At 39.6% G+C, this 21,642-nt stretch carries 17 protein-coding genes; 12 read left to right on the forward strand and 5 right to left on the reverse strand.

Translation table 11 applies throughout. From position 1 onward, the window contains the following. Positions 1 to 163: 163 nt before the first annotated feature. From AAEY62_RS19365 to AAEY62_RS19380, 4 genes are all read left to right on the forward strand, one after another. Positions 164 to 628: an REP-associated tyrosine transposase gene (locus AAEY62_RS19365; RefSeq protein ID WP_081709166.1), complete on the forward strand. Its 465-nt coding sequence runs from the start codon at positions 164 to 166 to the stop codon at positions 626 to 628. 196 nt (positions 629 to 824) lie between these two features. Next, positions 825 to 1,568 (forward strand): ferredoxin--NADP reductase, encoded by a 744-nt coding sequence (locus AAEY62_RS19370; RefSeq protein ID WP_024591141.1) that lies wholly within the window; start codon positions 825 to 827, stop codon positions 1,566 to 1,568. A gap of 251 nt (positions 1,569 to 1,819) precedes the next feature. After that, complete coding sequence (locus AAEY62_RS19375) at positions 1,820 to 2,563, forward strand: nuclear transport factor 2 family protein (protein ID WP_024591140.1); 744 nt, start codon at positions 1,820 to 1,822, stop codon at positions 2,561 to 2,563. A gap of 9 nt (positions 2,564 to 2,572) precedes the next feature. Continuing rightward, on the forward strand, positions 2,573 to 2,893 hold the full coding sequence (locus tag AAEY62_RS19380; RefSeq protein WP_010555512.1) for a hypothetical protein: 321 nt from the start codon (positions 2,573 to 2,575) through the stop codon (positions 2,891 to 2,893). 709 nt (positions 2,894 to 3,602) lie between these two features. On the opposite strand, the gene hemH is transcribed toward AAEY62_RS19380, so the two are convergent. Together hemH and nosR are read right to left on the reverse strand one after the other, a co-directional pair. Then, complete coding sequence (hemH, locus tag AAEY62_RS19385) at positions 3,603 to 4,622, reverse strand: ferrochelatase (RefSeq protein WP_007583511.1); 1,020 nt, start codon at positions 4,620 to 4,622, stop codon at positions 3,603 to 3,605. Positions 4,623 to 4,696: 74 nt separating this feature from the next. Next, positions 4,697 to 6,025: a response regulator c-di-GMP phosphodiesterase, NosR family gene (gene nosR / locus AAEY62_RS19390; RefSeq protein WP_024591139.1), complete on the reverse strand. Its 1,329-nt coding sequence runs from the start codon at positions 6,023 to 6,025 to the stop codon at positions 4,697 to 4,699. A 200-nt stretch (positions 6,026 to 6,225) separates the two neighbouring features. On the opposite strand from nosR, the gene AAEY62_RS19395 reads away from it, so the two are divergent. The 3 genes from AAEY62_RS19395 (at position 6,226) to arfA (ending at position 10,367) form a co-directional block, all read left to right on the forward strand. After that, positions 6,226 to 7,179 (forward strand): sensor histidine kinase, encoded by a 954-nt coding sequence (locus tag AAEY62_RS19395; protein ID WP_165722940.1) that lies wholly within the window; start codon positions 6,226 to 6,228, stop codon positions 7,177 to 7,179. Positions 7,180 to 7,432: 253 nt separating this feature from the next. Then, the gene (locus AAEY62_RS19400) at positions 7,433 to 9,973 is read left to right on the forward strand and encodes a TonB-dependent receptor plug domain-containing protein (RefSeq protein WP_010555236.1); all 2,541 of its coding nucleotides are present in this window, start codon (positions 7,433 to 7,435) and stop codon (positions 9,971 to 9,973) included. Between the two features lie 193 nt (positions 9,974 to 10,166). Beyond that, positions 10,167 to 10,367: a ribosome alternative rescue factor ArfA gene (gene arfA, locus AAEY62_RS19405; RefSeq protein WP_165722939.1), complete on the forward strand. Its 201-nt coding sequence runs from the start codon at positions 10,167 to 10,169 to the stop codon at positions 10,365 to 10,367. Between the two features lie 556 nt (positions 10,368 to 10,923). Here the strand turns inward: arfA and AAEY62_RS19410 are convergent. Further along, a complete protein-coding gene (locus AAEY62_RS19410; protein WP_024591135.1) occupies positions 10,924 to 11,880 on the reverse strand; it encodes a helix-turn-helix domain-containing protein in 957 nt (318 codons plus the stop codon). A 220-nt stretch (positions 11,881 to 12,100) separates the two neighbouring features. Between AAEY62_RS19410 and AAEY62_RS19415 the strand changes: the two genes are divergently transcribed. The 3 genes from AAEY62_RS19415 to eat all read left to right on the forward strand — a co-directional run bounded on the left by AAEY62_RS19415 (position 12,101) and on the right by eat (position 15,865). Next, on the forward strand, positions 12,101 to 13,507 hold the full coding sequence (locus AAEY62_RS19415; protein WP_024591134.1) for an ethanolamine ammonia-lyase subunit EutB: 1,407 nt from the start codon (positions 12,101 to 12,103) through the stop codon (positions 13,505 to 13,507). Continuing rightward, entirely contained in the window at positions 13,504 to 14,391 is an 888-nt protein-coding gene (gene eutC, locus AAEY62_RS19420) for an ethanolamine ammonia-lyase subunit EutC (protein WP_024591133.1), read from the forward strand. Before AAEY62_RS19415 ends, eutC begins: the two co-directional genes overlap by 4 nt. A gap of 67 nt (positions 14,392 to 14,458) precedes the next feature. Further along, positions 14,459 to 15,865 (forward strand): ethanolamine permease, encoded by a 1,407-nt coding sequence (eat, locus tag AAEY62_RS19425; RefSeq protein ID WP_024591132.1) that lies wholly within the window; start codon positions 14,459 to 14,461, stop codon positions 15,863 to 15,865. 129 nt (positions 15,866 to 15,994) lie between these two features. Here the strand turns inward: eat and arfB are convergent, their stop codons facing one another. Then, positions 15,995 to 16,408 carry an alternative ribosome rescue aminoacyl-tRNA hydrolase ArfB gene (gene arfB, locus AAEY62_RS19430; RefSeq protein WP_007583522.1) on the reverse strand — a complete coding sequence of 138 codons (414 nt, stop codon included), beginning with the start codon at positions 16,406 to 16,408 and terminating at the stop codon, positions 15,995 to 15,997. Between the two features lie 192 nt (positions 16,409 to 16,600). On the opposite strand from arfB, the gene AAEY62_RS19435 reads away from it, so the two are divergent. After that, complete coding sequence (locus tag AAEY62_RS19435; RefSeq protein WP_010555231.1) at positions 16,601 to 17,173, forward strand: hypothetical protein; 573 nt, start codon at positions 16,601 to 16,603, stop codon at positions 17,171 to 17,173. A 162-nt stretch (positions 17,174 to 17,335) separates the two neighbouring features. Here AAEY62_RS19435 and katG read toward each other — a convergent pair whose 3' ends face one another. Then, positions 17,336 to 19,516 (reverse strand): catalase/peroxidase HPI, encoded by a 2,181-nt coding sequence (gene katG / locus AAEY62_RS19440; protein ID WP_024591131.1) that lies wholly within the window; start codon positions 19,514 to 19,516, stop codon positions 17,336 to 17,338. A 914-nt stretch (positions 19,517 to 20,430) separates the two neighbouring features. Between katG and AAEY62_RS19445 the strand changes: the two genes are divergently transcribed. Further along, on the forward strand, positions 20,431 to 21,321 hold the full coding sequence (locus AAEY62_RS19445) for a tetratricopeptide repeat protein (RefSeq protein WP_007583526.1): 891 nt from the start codon (positions 20,431 to 20,433) through the stop codon (positions 21,319 to 21,321). Positions 21,322 to 21,642 lie beyond the last annotated feature (321 nt).

Here is a 21,642-nt window from a genome sequence, read left to right on the forward strand (position 1 = left end):
TTAAAAGCAACGCTTTTACAATAGGTGGTTGAGTAATTAGAAGCTGCGCTTCTCGCGTGAGCAAGCTCTACGCCTACCGTGAAACTTAACGCTGTGGTTTAATTTAACTTGTTGAACACCCTTTTTTATCTATATTTATAAAAACCAATAAATTAAAACCTTTATGTACTCCTCTAAAAAATTATTAGTTGGGCGCCACTCTTCTAAAAATAAATTTTACTCTGTAACAATATGCACAAAACAAAGAATTCCGTTATTTAAAAACTTTGAAAATGCATGTACTGCGACAAGAGGCTTGGTTTATATGCAAAATAAGGTGGATACAATTTGTTATACCTTAATGCCAGATCATCTTCATTGGTTATTTCAATTGAAAGATTTACCGCTTGCTGATGTTATGAAGCAGTATAAAAGCATTACCACTGTGAAAATAAATAAGCTCAATTGCTCTACAGGGCCAGTTTGGCAACAAAACTATTTTGAGCACCAGCTTAGAGCAGAAGATGATTTAATTAACCAAGCACGCTATATCATTTCAAACCCGTTACGCGCTGAGCTTGTAAATGATGTTGGTGAATATCCATTTTGGGATTGTGTTTATCTTTGTGATCATGAGTTAAGTAATTAGAAGCTTCACTTCTGACGTGAGCAAGCTCAACGTATACAGCATCGCAGAGCTAATTATTCACATTATTTTATTGGTAAATACTGCATACATCACTGCTTTAAATCTAGTCATATTCTCCTGTAAGTCTTTGTCACTTAATGCTAATGTTTATGGAGTGAGTTATTTAAAACTTTAATGGCTAAACCAAGAGGTAACTATGTCTAATTGGGTTGAAGCAACAGTAAAAAGCGTAACATGGTGGAGCGAAACGCTCTTTAGCTTAACCGTTAATGCTAATGTAGAGCCGTTTAAAGCAGGGCAATTTACAAAGCTTTCTATTATGGATGGCGACAAGCGTATTGCTCGGGCTTATTCATATGTGAATGCCCCTGAAAACCCCGATCTTGAATTTTACCTTATTAACGTTATTGACGGTTTGCTTTCTCCTCGTTTAGCTACATTACAACCTGGCGAAACCGTATTAATAGAACAACGCGCAACTGGCTTTTTTACCCTTGATGAAATACCACAAAGCGATCAGCTTTGGATGTTAGGTACTGGCACTGCCATAGGGCCTTTTTTATCAATATTGCAACAGCCCGATGTGTGGAAAAAATACAAAAGCATAAACTTAGTGCATGGTGTACGTTTTAATAACGATTTAAGCTATCAAGCACTTATTAACGAGTTATTAAGAGTGTACCCCGAGCAACTCAACTATATTCCTGTTGTAAGTAGAGAAGAGCCATTACAAGGCTTAAGTGGGCGGATTACTAACGCAATTGAGAGCAACGGCTTGTTTGAACATGTAAAATTAAACCCTGAGCCTAGTAATGCACAATTTATGATTTGCGGAAACCCACAAATGGTAAAAGACACCACCGCGCTACTTCTCGATAAAAACTTTACGCGTAACCGCCGCAAAGCACCCGGTAACATTACCGTAGAGCAGTACTGGTAAGCTACAGTGGTGGTATTAACTACCCGATAACGTTAAAATTTGCTATGTTGCACCCTTATGCCAATTTCATCAAAAATATGATCATTCTATCGCATTAAATAACTCACTAACTGCGTTAAAAATTATTCATATAGAACAACTATATGTCATAATTTTCGCCTTGTTATAGTGCTATTTTCTTAACGCTATAATAGATCGCTTATTTAATGTAATTGGTATTACACGTGTTTAGTGTTCATTTTAGGAAAGTTATGAAACCGTTATCTATTATTTTTGCCTCGTTAATTACCACCGTTGCGCTTATTACTTACGCCGCAGAACAAAGCGAGCCTGAGCAAAAAGAGAAGCAAGTTGAAGCTCAAGCAAACGCTGAAAAACCAAAAGTTGAAGATGAGCAATCAGTAACTCAAGTCAAAGCTGACGACAAAGTAAATACGCTTGAATACAAAGCACCTGAGCTTAAAAAGCCAACAATTGATGCGACTAAACCAGACGATTCAAAGGTATTGGGTAACGAGCAGATTAAACCGACTGAAAAGCCTAAAAATAAAATAGAAAAAGCAGTGGCTGTAGCCGAAGCTGAAAAAGCAGTTACGCAAGCAAAAGAAGCGCTGACAGTTAAGCAACAAACTAAAGCTAAACAATCGCGCGAATCACTTGCGGTAGTAGAGCAGTTAGTTAAAGCGTATAACGCGCGTAACATTGAAGAGTTTCTGCGGGTATATGCCGAAGATGTTGAGTTTTATATTTTCCCTAATGAGCTATTATTTAAAGGTAAAGAAAAACTAATAGAACGTTATGGGCTAATGTTTAAAAAGTTAAAGTGTATTCACTCATCACCCATTAAGCGCATAGTGCACGGTGATATAGTGATTGATCACGAACTATCAGAAACCTGCTCAACTGACGAAAAGGTAGTTGATAAACGTTCAGAACTTATTTCGAGTTACCAAATTAAAGATGGAAAAATAGTACGCGTACTGTTTTTTAGATAAAGGCTTTATATGCAAATAAATGACGACAAAAAAATTCGCTTAATGTATCGCATCGAGCCCGGTTGCCTTGGCCCTAAGGGTGCTGAGCATGTTGAAGATTTTTGTCGTTTTGCAAATAAACATATTAAGTCACCATTTTATGGCCAATTTGTATTTTTACCTCGTTACGATAAAGCCATAGACGAGCGACAATATAGCGTTAACAGCCGTAATTTATCTCTTGTGCAGGCTCGAGCTTACTTAAAGCACTTTGATATTAATATTGAAGAATTTGAAGAGCAACTCGACGAGCTCCTCACTAAAGCGATTGATTTATACTTTAAGCGATAGCGTTTAATTGCTGTTGCTTAGGTATTCTTCCCCTCCACAATGCGTTTTTATTTATTTTAATTATTATTAAAAGTATAAGTAATTTCTTCCACAAAGATAAAGTAATCAGTAATAACTGAGAAAAACCAGATCGGCCAATATGTATCACTTACTCTAAAAGCGCAGTGCCTCTTAACCTCTTTGTGAATTAATTAGCTCTTTAAAAGCTTTTATTTGCACAATGAGAAGTAAAAGAGGAGTAAATGAGAAAAGCCAAAAACAAAAACCAGTATTTTTATGTTTTATCACTACTCTAAAAGCGCAGCGCTTCTAACCTCTTTGTGAATTAATTAGCCCTTTAAAAGCTTTTATTTGCACGATGAGAAGTAAAATGGGAGTAAATGAGAAAAGCCAAAAACAAAAACCAGTATTTTTATGTTTTATCATTACTCTAAAAGCGCAGCGCCTCTTAACCTATTTGTGAATTAATTAGCTCTTTAAAAGCTTTTATTTGCACAATGAGAAGTAAAAGAGGAGTAAATGAGAAAAGCTAAAAACAAAAACCAGTATATTTATGTTTTATCACTACTCTAAAAGCGCAGCGCCTCTTAACCTCTTTGTGAATTAATTAACTAAATATTTTAAAAGCCCTAAAAACAAAAAAAACGGTGTTAATTTTAACACCGCTTAATGCGAAATATATTTAGCTATATACTTTAGTAAGCTTGGGTTACAACATAGGTTTTATAACATCAAACACAGCTTCTATATGGTCGTCTCTGTCGTTTAGTGCCGCTATGTAACGGTACTTTTTGCCGCCTGCGTTTTCGAATATTTCACGATTTTCGCCTTCTAGCTCTTCAAGTGTTTCTAGGCAGTCGGCGCTAAAAGCAGGACTGATAATGGCTACATCGGTAATACCCTCATCAGGCAGGGCTTCAAGCGTTGCGTCGGTGTAAGGCTTTAACCACTCGGCTTTACCAAATCGACTTTGAAAAGTACTAATTACTTTGTCTTTATCAAGGCCTAGTTTTTCTACAACTAAGCGCGTGGTTTGTAAACATAGGCAATGGTACGGATCGCCTCGCTCTAAAAATAGTTTAGGCATACCGTGATACGAAAAAACAATTTTTTGTGGCATACCATTCGCTTCTAAATCCTCACTAATACTATTAGCAAGTGACTCAATATAACGGGTGTTTTTATGATAGCCATTAATAAAGTGCAGCTCTGGCACCCAGCGCCATTTACGCAGTACGCTCGATACAGCATCGAACGTTGAACCCGTGGTTGGGCTAGAATATTGCGGGTACATTGGTAAAATAATAATACGCGTTAAGCCTTTATCACGAAGCTCCTCAAGGCCGGCCTCTATTGAGGGATTGCCATAGCGCATAGCCATTACGACTTCGGTATTGGTATAACCTTGCTCTTTTAATAAGGTATTTAGCTTTACGCTTTGTTGGCGAGTAATGTGAGTAAGCGGTGAGCCATTTTCGGTCCATATACTTTCGTATAATTTAGCTGAACGCTTAGGGCGCACACGCAAAATAATGCCATGTAAAATTATCATCCATACTAGGCGTGGTATTTCTACAATGCGTGGATCTGATAAAAACTCACGTAAGTATATACGAAGCGCAGCAGCTGTTGGTGCATCAGGGCTACCTAGGTTAGTAAGCAGTATTCCCGTTTTTTGGTTAAAACGCCCATCATGGGGATTGTCAGTAACCGCAGAAAATCGCGACACAGAGTGCTCCTTCAAGCAAATTCAATAATGTATTTTATGCACATTGTAACGAAAAAAACTGCCGTTTAGATCAATCATTTAGCAGTTTTAACCATAATTCTAAATGGGGCTGGTTTTTTAGATTCTAGTTGCTGCAGTTTTTCTATTGATTTACGGCTAAATACATGACCTTTAGGCAGCAACATTATACCCGAATGGCTGTGCAGAGCATGGCCGAGTATCATTTGCTCTTTGAGTTCATGGGCATTACAAATTAGTACTGATCCTGCTGAACTTTTTTGTTCGTGTAGTTTTGCATGGCTTGCTTCAAGCGCACGAACTATTTTAGGGTGGTAAAACGAACCACTATAAAGTTTTACACTTTCGAGTGCGTCCTCATGGCGCTGCTTTTCATCGCTTGCATTACTTTGTTCAAACGCATCCCAGTAATCGCGCGCTAACCCTAATACCATAGCCCCTATCGGTATGTCGTTTCCAGCAAGGCCTTTGGGCATTCCATTTCCGTTAAAACGTTCAAACTGATAATAAATAGCATCCGACAAATCGTGTAAATGTATTGCTGGCATTAGCATTAATTGTGCAGTACTTGGGTGAGTATAAAAGGTCTTACGTTGTTGCTCATTTAGCCGATTTAGCGGTTTTTTATAAAGTTCAGGGTCCATAGCAAGCAAACCTATTTGTGCTAAATAACCCGCCATTGGGGCAAGATCAATGCTTTTTTGCGACAGGTTTAAGTAAAGCGCTATTTGTGTGCAGGTATTTGCAATATTTTGTGCTTTGTTGCCATCAAGGTAAGGATTCGCGTTAACAAAATTATATAGCAGCTCAACGGTTGATTTGTGCTCTTGTTTTTCGCGTTCGTTGGCGTCTTCAAGCTTTTTTAAAACTTGTTTGATTTGTAAGGTGCGTTTTTCTACTCGTTGCTCTAACGTGTTGTTTAGCTCAAGTAGTTCTTGGTTTTGTGCCTTAACTTGTGTTTCTAATTTTTTGTTTTGCTTTTTTAGCGCAAATTTTTCTAGGCTATCTTTAATGCTTCGAAGTAATAAGTCGTTTTGCCATGGTTTTTGAATATAACCATTTATTTGCCCTTGGTTAACAGCCGCTAGGGTTGTTTGTATATCGGCGTAACCGGTTAATAAAATGCGTTGAGTGTCGGGTGCCAGCGCACGCGCTTTTTCTAAAAACTCGGCACCGTTCATTACTGGCATCCGCATGTCGCTAATAATTAAACCAAATTCATGATTTTTAAAAAGTGTTAATGCGTTTTGCGGATTATCGCAAACAATAACCGTTAAGCCATTTACTTCAAGTAGTCGTGTTAACGTACGTAGTACTATTTCGTCATCATCAATACAAAGTACATCAACCTGATTCATTGGTGTGTTTGGTGTTACTTGAGTCATTGCGCCGCCTTTAAATTACTTCTGGCTAAATAATAGCTTAAAAAAACATCCGTGACCTGTTTATGCTTACCTTTTATATAGAGTAGGAGTCACCTAATGTGGTTATTATCTATAAGTAGATAAATGCTCACACTAAAGTTGCAAATTTACATGTAGACGACTAAACGTTAAGTATAAAGTTATCTATATGGATGAAAGGAATGAATGGATCAGATGGTAATTTTGAACGTGCTTTTTTAAACGAACAAAAGCTGCGCTTGGCCGCAGAACAATTACTCAAAGATAAAAGCACCGTTTTAGTTGCCATAAATAATGAATTACAAAAAAAAGTAGCCGATTTAGAACACCAGCAAATGCTGTTTGTGCAAACCGAAAAAATGGCAACCTTAGGAACGCTTTGTGCAGGCGTAGCCCATGAAATAAATACCCCGCTTGCCTATGCAATGAGTAATATAGAAAGCTTACAAAATTCTACCCCTTTGCTTATCACGTTGCTAAAACTTAACGAGCAATACTTAAACAATGAAATTAAAGAAAGCCGTTTTAAACACGAAATCGACATACTCAATTTACAGTATCCGTATGCGTGGCTTTATAACAATTTGCAGGGACAAGTTAACGACAGCGTTGAAGGGCTCAAACGAATAAAACAAATTGTGCATGACTTATTAAACTTTGCCCACCCCTCCTCCTCGCAAGATAAACAACTAACCGATGTAACAACGGGTGCTAATAATGCTTTAAGATTATTAAGTAGCAAACTTAAATTATGCGAAATAAAAACGCGGTTTGAACCCCTACCACTTATTTGGTGTAATTTATCATCAATTAATCAAATTTTTGTAAATCTATTAATGAATGCTTGGCAAGCATGCGAGCTTGATTTAGAAAAAGGCTGCATTATTGAGGTTAATATTTTTGAACTAAACACAAATATCTGTATTGAGGTAAAAGATAATGGCTGTGGAATGAGTGAAGATACAATAGCGCATATGTTTGACCCTTTTTACACAACAAAAGAAGTTGGAGAAGGTACCGGTATGGGTATGACACTTGTATACGCTATGGTGAGCGATCATGGCGGAAAAATAGAAGTTAACAGCACATTAGGGACAGGTACGACCATCCGCTGCCTATTACCTTTAAAAGCGTAAACTAACGAACAAAACCACAATGTAAATAAAAAGTTAATAAATACGTTTTTGAAGTTTAATGCTCTTGTAGCGTGTATTTTAATCGATTAAAGGTGGTTTTTTCTTATCTTGAAATTTATTTGCATACTTAGACCAAATATTTAGTTTTTTTCATTTCTTTTTGTTTGCATATGTTGCTAGGATGTTTGCAACAGGTTATGAGCACCATAACCACACACATATTATAAGAACACAAAAAAACAGGGTCGTCACTATGCCAACATACCGTTTAAACACACTTGCTGTAGCCGTTGCTTTCGCGTTTAGCGCACCAAGCATTGTTAACGCAGAAGAAGCACCAGTGCAAGCTGCTAAAAACATTGAGCAAATATCTGTATTAGGATCGCGTGTATCTAACCGTACTTCTACTGAGTCTTCTTCTCCTATTGATTTAATTGACGCAGATGATTTAACTAAAGGTGGCTTTACCGAGCTTGGCCAAAGCCTGCAAGCCACAGCGCCTTCATTTAATTTTTCGCGTACACAAGTATCTGACGGTTCTGATTTATTTAGACCCGCAACACTTCGTGGCCTACAGCCAGATCAAACTCTTGTATTAGTAAATGGTAAACGTCGCCATAACCAATCAATTTTTGGCCTTAACGGTACAGTAGGCGCAGGCGCTGCGGGTACTGATATGAATGCGATTCCGCTAACGGCCCTTAAAGGCGTTGAAGTATTACGCGATGGCGCAGCGGCGCAATATGGCTCTGATGCTATTGCAGGCGTAATTAACTTATCTCTTAATAACTCAACCGGTATTACAACGGGTTTTGTACAATACGGCGGCACAAGTGAAGGTGACGGCGACACTATTTCAGCAGGTTTAAACCGTGGTTTTGAATTAGGCAACGAAGGCGGCTTTATTAACCTATCGCTTGAGTACCGTGATGCCGATGGCACTAACCGCGCCGAGCGTGATACGGGTGGTTCGCTTAATGTTGAACCAGGTACGTTAAGTGAAGATGTACGCTGGGGCCAAGGTAACTCAGAAAGTGAATTTACATCGTTATTTTACAACATGGCTTTACCAATGGGCGACGGCGAGCTTTACTCGTTTGGTGGCTACTCAGAACGCACGGCGCTGGGTAATGGTTTTTACCGTAACTTTAACGAAGCCTCTAAAAACGTAACCCAAGTATATAGCGATGGTTTTTTACCGCGCATATATAACGAAGCACAAGATATTTCAGTCGCGCTTGGTTTTAAAGGCGATATAAACACAGATTGGAATTACGATGTATCGGCTGTTTATGGTGAAAATCAATACGACTTTACATCACGCAATACATTAAACGCTTCTTACGCGGCTGAGTATTTATTTAATAACCCAAGTGCAAGCGATGCCGATATTGCAGCAAATTCAGGCCCTAGTGGCGGTTACTCAGGTGGTTTTAGATTTGATCAAACAACGGTTAACCTTGATGTAAACGGTATTGTAGATATTGGCCGTGGTGAACCTTTATATGTAACAGTAGGCGCTGAATACCGTAAAGAAAACTACGAAATAGTACCTGGCGATGAAGCATCATACGCCTGTGGACTAGCAAATATGGATACCTCGTACCCATCAGTAAACGATCCAGACCAATTTGCACAGTGTGGTTTTCAGGCTTATAACGGCCTACGCCCTGAAGCGGCTAACGACAGCGACCGTAACAGCTACGCAGTTTATGTAGACGTAGAAACTATGATCACCGACGCATGGAACGTCAGTGGTGCGCTACGTTATGAAGATTTCTCAGATGCTGGGGATGATTTAATTGGTAAATTAGCAACACGTTATGAATTTTCAGATGACTTTGCTGTACGTGGTGCGGTATCTACTGGTTTTAGAGCACCATCACTTCAACAAAGTGGTTATACAGCCTTTACAACTAACTTAGGCTCAGATGGTACATTAACGCAATCGTTCACTGCAAACACCGGTACAGCCTTCCCAAGTGCGTTAGGCGTAGATAGCTTAGAGCTTGAAACTTCAACAAACTACAGTGCTGGTTTTGTTTACGATGTAACAAGCGAGCTTTCGTTAACGGTTGATTTTTACCGCGTAGAAATTGAAGACCGTATTACGCTTGGCAGCTTACTTACCGCTGACGACGTATCGTTTAGCTCAGAAGCAGTTGCAGCGCTACAAGCAACAGGAGCTGTGCAAGCTAACTACTTCTCAAACTCGGTTGATTCTACTACGCAAGGTGTTGATATTATTGCATCGTACCGCACTGAAGTTGAAGGCGGCAATTTAGGAGTAACCTTTGCGGGTAACCTAAACGATACTAAAATTGACGGCGTAAATGCTGAAGACGGTATTCCTGAAGCGGTTGCTTTTGATGATTTACAACGTAGCTTTTTTACCGACGGACAACCTAGTGAACGTGCAACGCTTACGTTTGACTACGAGCGCGATGCCTACACATCAACCATTCGCTTTAACTACTTTGGCGAAACAGATGTAAAATACTTTGGTAACGACCATATTTCATTACCAGGTGAGCTTTCGCCAACAGGATCGTTTAAACCAACAAGTACGGTTGAATCTGCTGTGTTAGTTGATTTAAATGTTAGCTACCAAATTAACGACATGTTTGCGCTTTCGGTGGGTGCCGATAACGTATTTGACGAAACGCCAGACGAGCTAGGCGACGACGAAGTACTTAACTTTATCACCAACGGTGCATTTAAATACCCAGTACGCGCATTGCCATACGGCTTTGACGGCAGAACGTACTACGCAAAAGTAAGCTTTAGTTTTTAATTTATAAAGCAAACTAAAGTAATATTAAGCGCAGTTATTAACTGCGCTTTTTTATGCTTTTTTATTATTAAAAAAGTACCTGTTGGGCATTAAAAATACTTGCGCGGTTGAAAATTAAGCCTACAATCGCCATCTCTTAAATAGGCTAATATAAAAGCCTTTTTATTATTTAACTTTAGTTGATAGGAAATATATGACTAAAAAATCTAAAGCAAAAACCGCAAGCAACAGCGCGGTAGACACAGGACGAGGCGTTATAAACCACAATGCACTAGCGGCAATGGTCACCTCTAAATTATTTAAACCACAAGTGGTTAAAGCTAAAAAAGGCAAAGGTTCGTTTAAACGTAGCAACAAGCATTCAGGACAAGAGTCCTATTTAATCGCGGCTTAAATAGCACCGATCAAATAGGGCTTTTGAATATAGTAAGCGAGGTTTTATACCTCGCTTTTACTTTTAAAGCATTAAAGCCACGTTAGATAAGCGCGAAATAAATTCGCACCTACGGGTTTGGTGTTTGCACGATGTAGGTGAGGTTTTATACCTCGCTTTTACTTTTAGTTCTTTATTATTTTAACTCCCAAGCTACCCTCTAAAAGCGCAGCGCCTCTAAACCTCTTTGTGGATAACAGCCCTTAAAATATGAATGCACAAAGAGAAGAAAAAGAGGAGTAAATGAGCAGACAAAGTCCATTTTTTTTAAGTTATATGATATTTCACCATCGAGGCGCTGTGCGCTACACAGAGAAAATACGAGTAATGGTTAGTCACTGCTCCTTGTTTCCTCCTTCACTTCTCGGTGGTGATTTAATTACTTGTTTACTAATGCATCCGACTAAATGTAAAAGCGGTGCTTTTAAACGCCAGCAAGCTGCGCGTCTACAGGTGCTTATACTCAAGTTAGAGTATCGTCTGTAGAAGGAACTTGCTCACGTTAGAAGTGTAGTTTCTAACCTTTAAAACTATTATTTTTAACTGTTTGTGATGGGTTTTCACCAAATAGTTGCGTGTAATCTTTAGCAAATTGTCCCGCATGCCAAAATCCCCAATTGGCTGCTATTACTGAAATTGGCTTATCTTGGTTTAATTTTTTTAGTTCCCGCCTTACATTATTTAAACGTGTTAAACGTAAAAACCGCAAAGGGTTAATTCCTAAAATACTCTCAAAACTATACTGAAGTGTGCGCCTACTTACAAAAGCAAGCTCGCACAGCTCGGTTATGGTTATTGGGTTTTGTGGATTTGTGGCCACGTAATCTTTTACTTTATCTACTACGGCTTTTCGGTGCTTATAACTTGGCGCAATATTTTGTTGTGGATTATCTGCTTGTAATAAGTGTAGTGCCAACATGTTTAGCATATCTTGTTGTGATTCGGTTTTAAGTCCAAAGCCCTTGCCTACAACCATGCTATTAATTATTTGCCTTGCCGTTTGCAATGATGAGTTGCTTACCGATAAGCGAGCTGATTGTGCAGATGACAGGTTTTTCAATGTTACGCCTTGTAGCTGCGCCATATATTCAATTGAATTCCAATCGATTACCAAACCATAAATATTAAATTGCTCAGGGGTTATCAGCTCAAAGTCATTATCACTTGTGCGGCACATAAATTGATTACTTACCACACTTAGACCATTAATCTTACTTTGCTGCGACTGACAAGGAATGCCAAGCCAAACCGAATTGGGGGCGATGTTACATTGCTGACGAAGCGCTCGCTCGGTGTATTCTTTAAACACATGAATATTGGCATAATCTGTTTCTTCAATAAAACCATAAAAGCTGCCGTCGCTCATTTGATCGTATTTTTGCTGCCATTGAGTAAGGCTATGCGCTTGCTCGTCTATGTCATGTGTTTGCACCTTGCTCTTAAGTGGTGCGCCGTACCTATTTTGCTGCGCCATATAGGGGATGCTCTTTTTCGTTACACTTTTATTATGGTTAAGTTAACACCGCTTTGCGTATGTAACCAATTGAATTGGATTAATAAATAATCTTTTGCCGAAATTCGATAGTTACTTGGTACAAAATAAGCTGTCTTGTAACTATTGAAAATTGATTTATAGCTAAAGATGCAGCAAAACCTATACCAAGGTTTATCATATTAGTTATGTGGAGTAAATCATGGGGCAAGCGTACAGTTACACTTTAGGCACACACACTTATAAATTCAAGAACTTAGCGCAGTTGATGGCTAAAGCAACGCCGCAACGTTCGGGTGATCGCTTAGCGGGCGTAATTGCACAATCAGCACAAGAACGTGCTGTGGCACAAATGACATTGGCCGATGTACCTCTTAAAACATTTTTAAATGAGGTACTTATTCCCTACGAAGATGACGAAATTACACGCTTAATTATTGACGAGCACGATGCCAATGCCTTTATGGCTATTGCACATTTAACCGTAGGTGACTTTCGTAATTGGCTTTTAAGTGACTTTGCAACACCCGCTGTACTTGCAAGTATAAGGCAAGGTATTACGCCTGAAATGGCTGCTGCTGTTAGCAAAATAATGCGCAATCAAGATCTCATATTAATTGCTAAAAAGTGCCATGTTACGAGTGCTTTTAGAAACACTATTGGCCTCTCTGGGCATTTATCTACACGTTTACAACCAAATCATCCAACTGACGATATTAACGGTATTGCTGCATGCATGCTTGATGGGCTGCTATACGGTAATGGCGATGCCGTAATAGGTATAAACCCAGCAACCGATAACGTTGCCCAAGCCATTAAATTAATGACATTAATGGATGATGTTATTCAAAAATACGCCATACCGACGCAAAGCTGTGTGCTTACCCATGTTACTAACACTATTGAATGTATAGAAGCTGGCGCACCGGTTGATTTGGTATTTCAGTCGATTGGCGGCACAGAGGCTACTAACTCAAGTTTTGGCTTTAATTTAAATACCTTAGCCGAAGCGCAAGATGCGGCCTTGAGTTTAAAGCGCGGTACTGTTGGCAATAACGTGATGTATTTTGAAACCGGGCAAGGCAGTTCGCTTTCAGCAAATGCGCATCATGGGCTTGATCAGCAAACGTGTGAAGCTCGCGCTTATGCAGTTGCTCGTAAGTTTAATCCGTTACTGGTTAATACCGTGGTGGGGTTTATTGGCCCTGAATATTTGTTTGATGGTAAAGAAATTACCCGAGCAGGACTTGAGGATCACTTTTGCGCTAAGTTACTAGGCATACCGATGGGGTGCGACGTGTGTTACACCAATCATGCAGAGGCCGATCAAAACGATATGGATAATTTGCTAACGCTATTAGGTGTTGCAGGTTGCTCGTTTGTAATGGGAATACCTGGCTCTGACGATATTATGCTTAACTACCAAACTACGTCGTTTCATGATGCATTATATGTGCGTCGAGTTCTTGGCTCTAGACCCGCCCCTGAGTTTGAAGCATGGCTAAGCAAAATGAAAATTATGCAAAGCACTACCGACATCACACTTTCAGATACCTTGCCTCCCGCTTTTGCTAAACCTCTGGGTGCAATTGCTGGAGGTGGCTCATGAAATCACGTTCAAAACCGACCACTCCATTAGATAACTCAGTAAATGAGCATAAAAATAACGGTAATGTAGTGCACAACCCTTGGAGTGATTTACGGCGTTTTACCGACGCCCGTATTGGGCTTGGTCGCGCTGGTATAAGTTTGCCAACCTCAGAAATGCTGGCTTTTCAGCTATCTCATGCACAAGCGCGTGATGCGGTGAGTTTTCCGCTTGATATTAACGAAATGACTGAGCAACTAGGCAGTATTAGCGTATTAAAAGAGGTTGCCCCTCCCCTGCATTTACACAGCCAAGCCGTTGACAGGGTTACTTACCTTCAGCGACCCGATTTAGGCCGCAAACTTGATGAAAATGGTAGGCAAGTACTTCTCAGCTATATGAATAAACAAAAGCACACTACGCAGGCTAAATACGATTTAGCGATTGTAGTGGTTGATGGACTTTCGTCGTTGGCGGTACAAAAAAATGCATACCCATTTATAACAGAGCTATTAACGCACCTTACAACAGACAAGCAATTTAAAATTGCTCCCATTACTTTGGTTGAGCAAGGGCGAGTAGCGATTGGAGATGATATAGGTGAGTTGCTAAATGCGCAGGTGGTTATGGTGTTAATAGGAGAGCGCCCAGGACTTAGTTCGCCAGATAGCCTTGGCTTATATTTGACATGGGAGCCCAAAACAGGACTTAACGATGCATGTCGTAATTGCATATCGAATATTCGCCCTGCAGGCCTACCTTATACAGAAGCGGCGCGACGCGCACTGTACTTATTACGTGAAGCTAAAAAACTAAAACTAACTGGGGTTAATTTAAAAGACCGCACACAAGATGATGTAATTGAGCACCAGGTTTCAACCACTAACTTTTTAATTGCTGAGTAATTTTAATCTAGGAATTAAAAACACATGAAATAAAAAAATAAAAACTAAACATCAACGGAGAAAGGTTATGTCTACTAATAATAATACAGAGTACCTTGCTAAAAGACAGTTAAAACGAGGTACTGCGGGGTGGTTATTGCTCGCAGGTTTGGGTGTGTCGTATGTAATATCGGGTGACTTTGCAGGCTGGAACTTTGGTATCGCCGAAGCCGGTTGGGGTGGTTTTGCCATTGCTGCAGTATTAATGGCCGTTATGTATTTAGCGCTTGTACTATCGCTTGCTGAAATGTCAGCTGCAATACCTGCTGCAGGCGGTGGTTATAGTTTTGCGCGTCAAGCTATGGGGCCAGCGGGAGGCTATTTAACCGGGCTTGCCGTATTAATTGAATATGCCTTAGCACCCGCTGCTATTGTTATTTTTATAGGCTCGGCAGTTGAAGCCCTCACCGGATTTAATGGCCCATGGGTATATGCATTATTTTACTTACTATTTGTGGGAATTCATTTAGCGGGCGTAGGAGAAGCGCTTAAAGTAATGATGGTAATAAGTGGTTTAGCGGTATTAGCTATTATTGCAACGGCTTTTGTTTTAATCACAAATTTTGATGCATCGCGCTTATTTGACGTCCCCGTAACAAATGCAGTGGGAGCCAGTGAGTTTTTACCTTTAGGTTGGTACGGGGTTTGGGCTGCATTACCGTTTGCCATGTGGTTATTTTTAGCGGTTGAAGGTGTACCGCTTGCTGCTGAAGAAGCAAAAGATCCCGCTAAAGATGTGCCAAAAGGCATTATTGGTGCAATGATCTTTTTGTTATTTACTGCTTTTTTAGTTGTTGTTTTAGTGCCTGGTGCTGGCGGTGCTGCTGCAATGGGGGCAAGTGCAGTGCCTTTAGTTGATGCATTAAATGCATCGGGTAGTGAGGGCTTAGCAACCGTTGTAAATATATTAGGGCTTGCGGGTTTAGTTGCTTCGTTTTTCTCTATTATTTATGGTTATAGTCGCTTAGTGTTTGCTTTATCTAGAGCCGGTTATTTACCACGTTCGTTGTCTATTACGACTAATCGCAAAGTGCCAGCACGTGCGTTGATTGTACCGGCAGTATTTGGCTTTTTAGTATCACTCAGTGGTGAGGGTGACTTAATACTTGCAATGGCAGTAGTAGGTGCAACGCTCTCGTATGCATTAATGGCGCTGAGCCATATTTTACTTCGCGTTAAACAACCTGATTTACCTCGCCCGTACAAAACTCCAGGTGGCGTAGTTACGTCAAGTATTGCTTTAGTACTTTCGCTTATAGCATTAACGGGTGTGTATGCGTTTGACCCTCGTGCATTTTTATACACTATGGTGCTGTTTATTGTGGGCGCCGCATATTACTTTGGCTATAGCTCAAAACACTTGGTTGCTAAAAGCGCTGATGAAGAGTTTGCAATGTTGGCAAATGCAGAATCTGATTTAGAAATGGCTAAGTAGGTATTAATAGTTATTAAATATAAGTGAGGCTACCCCTCACTTATATTTTTATACGTACAATACGATGTAAAAATGGTGCCTGCATATAGGCATCAAGTCCCTTCTCTACTTTATTAATACCGTTTAAAACTAAAACTTTATGTTGCCGCGTAGCGCTTTGTTTTGGCCGTGTTTAGTTTTTTTGTCCATGCGCTTTCGCTGTGAATTACGGCTAGGCTTGGTGGCACGACGCGCTTTATTAACAACGGTAGCACTAAGAATTAAATCTTTTAAGCGCTTAAGGGCATCTTCTCGGTTTAGCTCTTGCGTACGGTGGCTTTGCGCTTTAATTATTAAAACGCCCTCTTTGGTAATTCTTGTATCATTTAAGGCTAGCAAACGCTCTTTATAAAAATCAGGTAATTTAGAGCGGTTAATATCAAAGCGTAAATGAATTGCACTTGCGACTTTGTTAACATTTTGACCACCGGCACCTTGCGAACGAATAGCCGTTAGCTCTAGTTCCCATTCATCGATAGTGACAGTATTTGAAATTGTTAACATTGTGTTCAGCTCTATTTGTCAAAAATGTATTATATCATCAGTACATTAGCTTGTGGTGAATGAACTAAATTCTTAGAACTTAAATAAATTCTCATAAATTGTACTATAAAATCAGCCAATATATTATTTTGTGTTGGCAAGTGTTGCTTATTAGTTTCTAATTGGCACAACTTTAATACTAGGAAATGCTCAATGAAAAAAATACTTGTATCACTTAGCTTATTAGCAATGAGTTTCTCAAGCCTTGCAGTAGATATTAACGAAGGTCAACTTCAAAGCTATATGAAAGCACTGCCAGCTGTAACGAGCTGGGCAAGCAGCCAAGAGTCTTTAAAAGACTTAGACTTAGCAAGTATGTTAGGTGGTTCTGCAGATCAAAGTGTTGACGAACAAAGCTCTTTAGCTAATAGCGCACTAAGCATGATTAAAGAGCAAGACCTATACAAAAGCTTCGCGGGTGTTACAGGCCGCTACGGCTTTACACCAGAGCAACTAGTAACTGTAGGTTCTGAAGTATCAATGGCTTATATCGAAAACCTTAAATCGGGTTTATCTGCTGATAATCAAGAAACAGCGAATAAAGTAATGGGCGGTTTTCAAAGCATGAAAAGTGCTAAAGATAAAGGCGCTAGTTCGTTAATGGGTTCGTTTGGTAAATCGTCAAGCGCAGCTGAGGAGTCTACAGAGTCTTTAGTAAGCGAAAGCAACCTTGAACTTGTGAGCGAATACATGCCACAACTACAAAAGCTTTTTGCACTTCTATAAGTTTTATTGTTTTATAAAAAGGTGGCTTTTGCCGCCTTTTTTAATGCCTAATTTTTATATGACTTAGATAAATTACAATATTTTATAAGTAATACTGACCGGGACTATATGCAAAAACGGGGGAGTAAATTATTACTCCCCCGTTTTTATTTAGCGTACAGATTATTTAAGATCGAATCTGTCTGCGTTCATTACTTTTACCCATGCGTTTACAAAGTCATGTACAAAGCGCTCTTTGTTGTCGTCTTGTGCATAAAACTCAGCAAGTGCGCGCAATATAGAGTTTGATCCAAATACTAAATCAACGCGTGTTGCAGTCCATTTTGTAGTGCCACTTTTACGGTCTACTATATTGTATAAACCTTTTTGAGTTGGCTCCCAACGGTTTGACATGTCAGTTAAGTTTACAAAGAAGTCGTTGGTTAATGAGCCTACGCTATTTGTAAATACGCCATGTTCGCTGCCAGCATAGTTAGTACCTAGTACTCGCATCCCACCAATAAGTACCGACATTTCTGGTGCACTTAATCCCATTAGTTGGCTGCGCTCTAGTAATAACTCTTCAGCTGATACTGCGTAATCTTTTTTCAGCCAGTTTCTAAAACCATCGTGAATGGGTTCTAGTACATCAAACGATTCTGCATCAGTCATTTCATCTGTTGCATCTCCACGTCCTGGAGCAAACGGCACGTTTACATCAACACCGGCTTGTTTTGCAGCTTGTTCTACGGCTGCTGTACCACCTAAAACAATTAAGTCGGCGATGCTAACAGGTTTACTCAAGCCAGCCTGCACTTTTTCAAGCGCACTAAGTACTGATGCTAAACGTTCTGGCTCATTACCTTGCCAATCTTTTTGCGGTGCTAAACGAATGCGTGCACCATTTGCGCCGCCACGTTTATCAGAACCACGATAAGTACGTGCGCTATCCCAAGCTGTATTTATTAAATCAGCGGCACTAACACCACAATTTAATAATGTGGTTTTTAGATTGCTAATTTCGTCGTCTGTTAATGTGTAATCAACGGCTGGAATTGGATCTTGCCAAATTAAGTCTTCGCTTGGTACGTCAGCACCTAAGTAACACGATTTAGGACCTAAATCGCGGTGAGTTAGTTTAAACCAGGCACGTGCAAACACGTCTGAAAAGTATTCAAAGTCGTTATAAAAACGCTCAATAATTTTACGGTACGTTGGGTCCACTTTCATGGCCATATCAGCATCTGTCATCATTGGGTTCAAACGAATTGATGAATCTTCTACATCGACAGGCTTGTCTTCTTCTTTAATATTAATAGGCTCCCACTGATGAGCGCCTGCAGGGCTTTTAGTGAGTTCCCATTCGTAGGTTAATAAAAGCTTACAGTATTCGTTATCCCATTGTGTTGGGTGCGTAGTCCATGCGCCCTCTACACCTGATGTAACTGTATCGCGGCCAATCCCACGTGTTGTAGTGTTATTCCAACCAAGGCCTTGCTCGTGTACGTCAGCAGCTTCTGGCTCAGGTCCTAAGTTTTCTGCTTTGCCATTACCATGTGCTTTACCTACTGTGTGCCCGCCTACCGTTAATGCAGCGGTTTCTTCGTCATCCATTGCCATACGCGCAAAAGTTTCGCGAATTTGGGCTGCTGTTTTAAGCGGATCAGGAATACCATTTACACCTTCAGGGTTTACATAAATTAAGCCCATTTGTACTGCGGCTAATGGATTTTCCATGGTATCTGGTTTATCTACACTTTCGTAACGACCATCACTTGGCGCTAACCATTCTTTTTCAGCTCCCCAGTAAACGTCTTTTTCAGGATGCCAAATATCTTCTCGGCCGCCGGCAAAACCAAAGGTTTTTAAACCCATTGATTCGTATGCCATGTTGCCTGCTAAAATAATTAAGTCGGCCCATGAAAGCTTGTTACCGTATTTTTTCTTTATTGGCCAAAGTAAACGGCGCGCTTTGTCGAGGTTACCGTTATCAGGCCATGAATTTAGTGGCGCAAAACGTTGATTACCTGTACCGCCGCCGCCTCTACCATCGGCTAAACGGTATGAACCCGCTGAGTGCCATGCTAGGCGAATCATTAAACCGCCGTAATGTCCCCAATCGGCTGGCCACCAATCTTGGCTATCGGTCATTAAGCTTTTTACGTCTGTTTTTAGCGCGTCAAGATCGATTGATTTAAATGCTTCAGCGTAATTAAAGTCGCTATTGTATGGGTTTGATTTGGTGTCGTGCTGATGAAGAATGTCTAAGTTTAGGGCATTTGGCCACCAATCAGTATTGGGATTAGACGTTTTAGTATTACTGCCGTGCATGACCGGACATTGGCCTGCTTTAGGGTTGCTCATTGTGGAATCCTTATAATAGAAAAGTAAAATACTTAATCAATCAGTATTGTTGCTTATGTATTTATAACTTTTTAAAAAGTAACGGTTATTTTTATTTAATCGGCTTGCTTATTATTTAGTGTGCCTGCCTAAACACTTACGTATCCTTAATATAGGCGCATAAATTATGCTACGCCAGCCTCAACATACTATTTAAAACGATTGCTCCAATTTATATTTTTGATTAGCCTTTTGCTAATGATGTATTTAACAATAGCTTTGTAATTACGTTCAGAATAATAGTAAAAATAAATCTGATGACGCTCGTGTAAGGTATTACGTAAGATAAAAAAACAAATTAGTGAATTAACCTTAACCTTTTCACTAGACCTGTGATCGAATTGAAAAATTTCGGCGTAATGGTATGTGAAGGGTTTGAAAGTGGCTTTAATTTATTTAAAGCGCACATTGGAATACCCCCCTTCACCATGAAATTGTAGTTATATAGTTATATAGTTATAATTATAAAGGTGCATTACTTAAGCCCAATGCACCTTTACTTTATAAACCGAATACTTTGAGTATTCTTATATTTTTAACTAATTGAATTGAATTAAGTATTTGTTCATAAAGATTCAGTTAGTATGAAGTTGTTCTCCTGTGAATCCCTACGACATATTGTTGTTTTAAGCAGTTTTTGCCAGCTCATATTGAGCTGGTTTTTTTTGCCTATTTTTTCTTAAAACCACCTAAGTATTAGCAAAATGCTCATGCTTTACCCTATTATTGCTAAGCTCACTGGGCTAAAAAATTCTTACAACTATTGCTCCTATCTAAATTAGGTCAATTTTAATCCTGAAAAGTCAACGCGCCCTAGTGCCATTCAGCCCTGCATGTTAAAGTTATTACAGTAATTAATTTAATTAGGCGTACCGATGCGTTATTACCTATCTACACTTTTTGTTTGTTTAACTTTTTTTTCGGGCATAGTAAATTCTGCTGAACAAAAACCAGCAGCCCCTACAGCACAACAAGAGCAACAAGCCCTCAAACAACTTAAAGAGTCTATGTTTAAACCGCTAATGGAGCGCTACATACTCGACGAGCTAAAAGCCGTAAGGCAAGATCAACAAAAACTCCGTGAGGATGTAACTAAGCAAGTTACTCATGCACAGCTTGATACTGCAGATCGCGCATTAACGTACACTACCGACACTATTAATAATGTATTTTTTATAATTACCGCTACGGCTTCTATTTTGGTTTTAGTGGGCTGGAACTCACTACGTGATGTTAAAAACAAAGTAGAAGATATTGTAAATACACGTGTAAGTGTAATTACTGACGAGTATGAAGACCGATTAAAAATTCTTGAAGAAAAACTACGCGTACGCTCAGAAGAAATACTCAGTAACCAAGAGCGCATATCGGTTACCAACGAGGTTCATTCGTTATGGATGCGTGCCAATTTAGAAAGTGATTTTGCTAATAAAATTGAAATATTTGATGAGATTTTAAAACGTAAACCAGAGGATGTTGAAGCCATTGCTTATAAGGCCGATGCGTTATTAGAAATAAATGAAACAGCGCAAGCCATTGAGTTGTGTAATCAAGCCATTGATATAGATAGTGTCTATGGTTATGCCTATTGGCAACGAGCATGTGCTTATGCGCTAACACATAAGCATGCTGATGCATTAGCCGACATTAAAATGGCACTTGAATACTCTCCAAATTTACGTAATGAGCTATTACATGAGAGCGCATTTGCAAGCTTACATGACAACGACAGCTTTAATACTATAGTAGCTGGTGAAGTTGTTTAAGCACTCAGTATTTGGCCTGTATGATTAGGCGCAACATCATAAAAAAGGGCCTTGGCCCTTTTTTGTTTTTAAAGGTTAAGTTTGTTGTGTAATTAAGTAATTAGAAGCTACGCTTCGCGCGCGAGCAAGCTCTGCGCCTACGTGGAAAACTTAACGCGGTGGTTAAAATTCACTTGTAGACGCGCTGCTTGCGGGCGTTTAAAAACGTAGTTTTTAGGATGGGTGATTAAGTAATTAGAAGCTGCGCTTCGCGCGCGAGCAAGCTCTGCGCCTACGTGGAAAACTTAACGCGGTGGTTAAAATTCACTTGTAGACGCGCTG

Source organism: Pseudoalteromonas sp. GW168-MNA-CIBAN-0100, assembly GCF_040309225.1.
Classification (GTDB): Bacteria; Pseudomonadota; Gammaproteobacteria; order Enterobacterales; family Alteromonadaceae; genus Pseudoalteromonas; species Pseudoalteromonas arctica.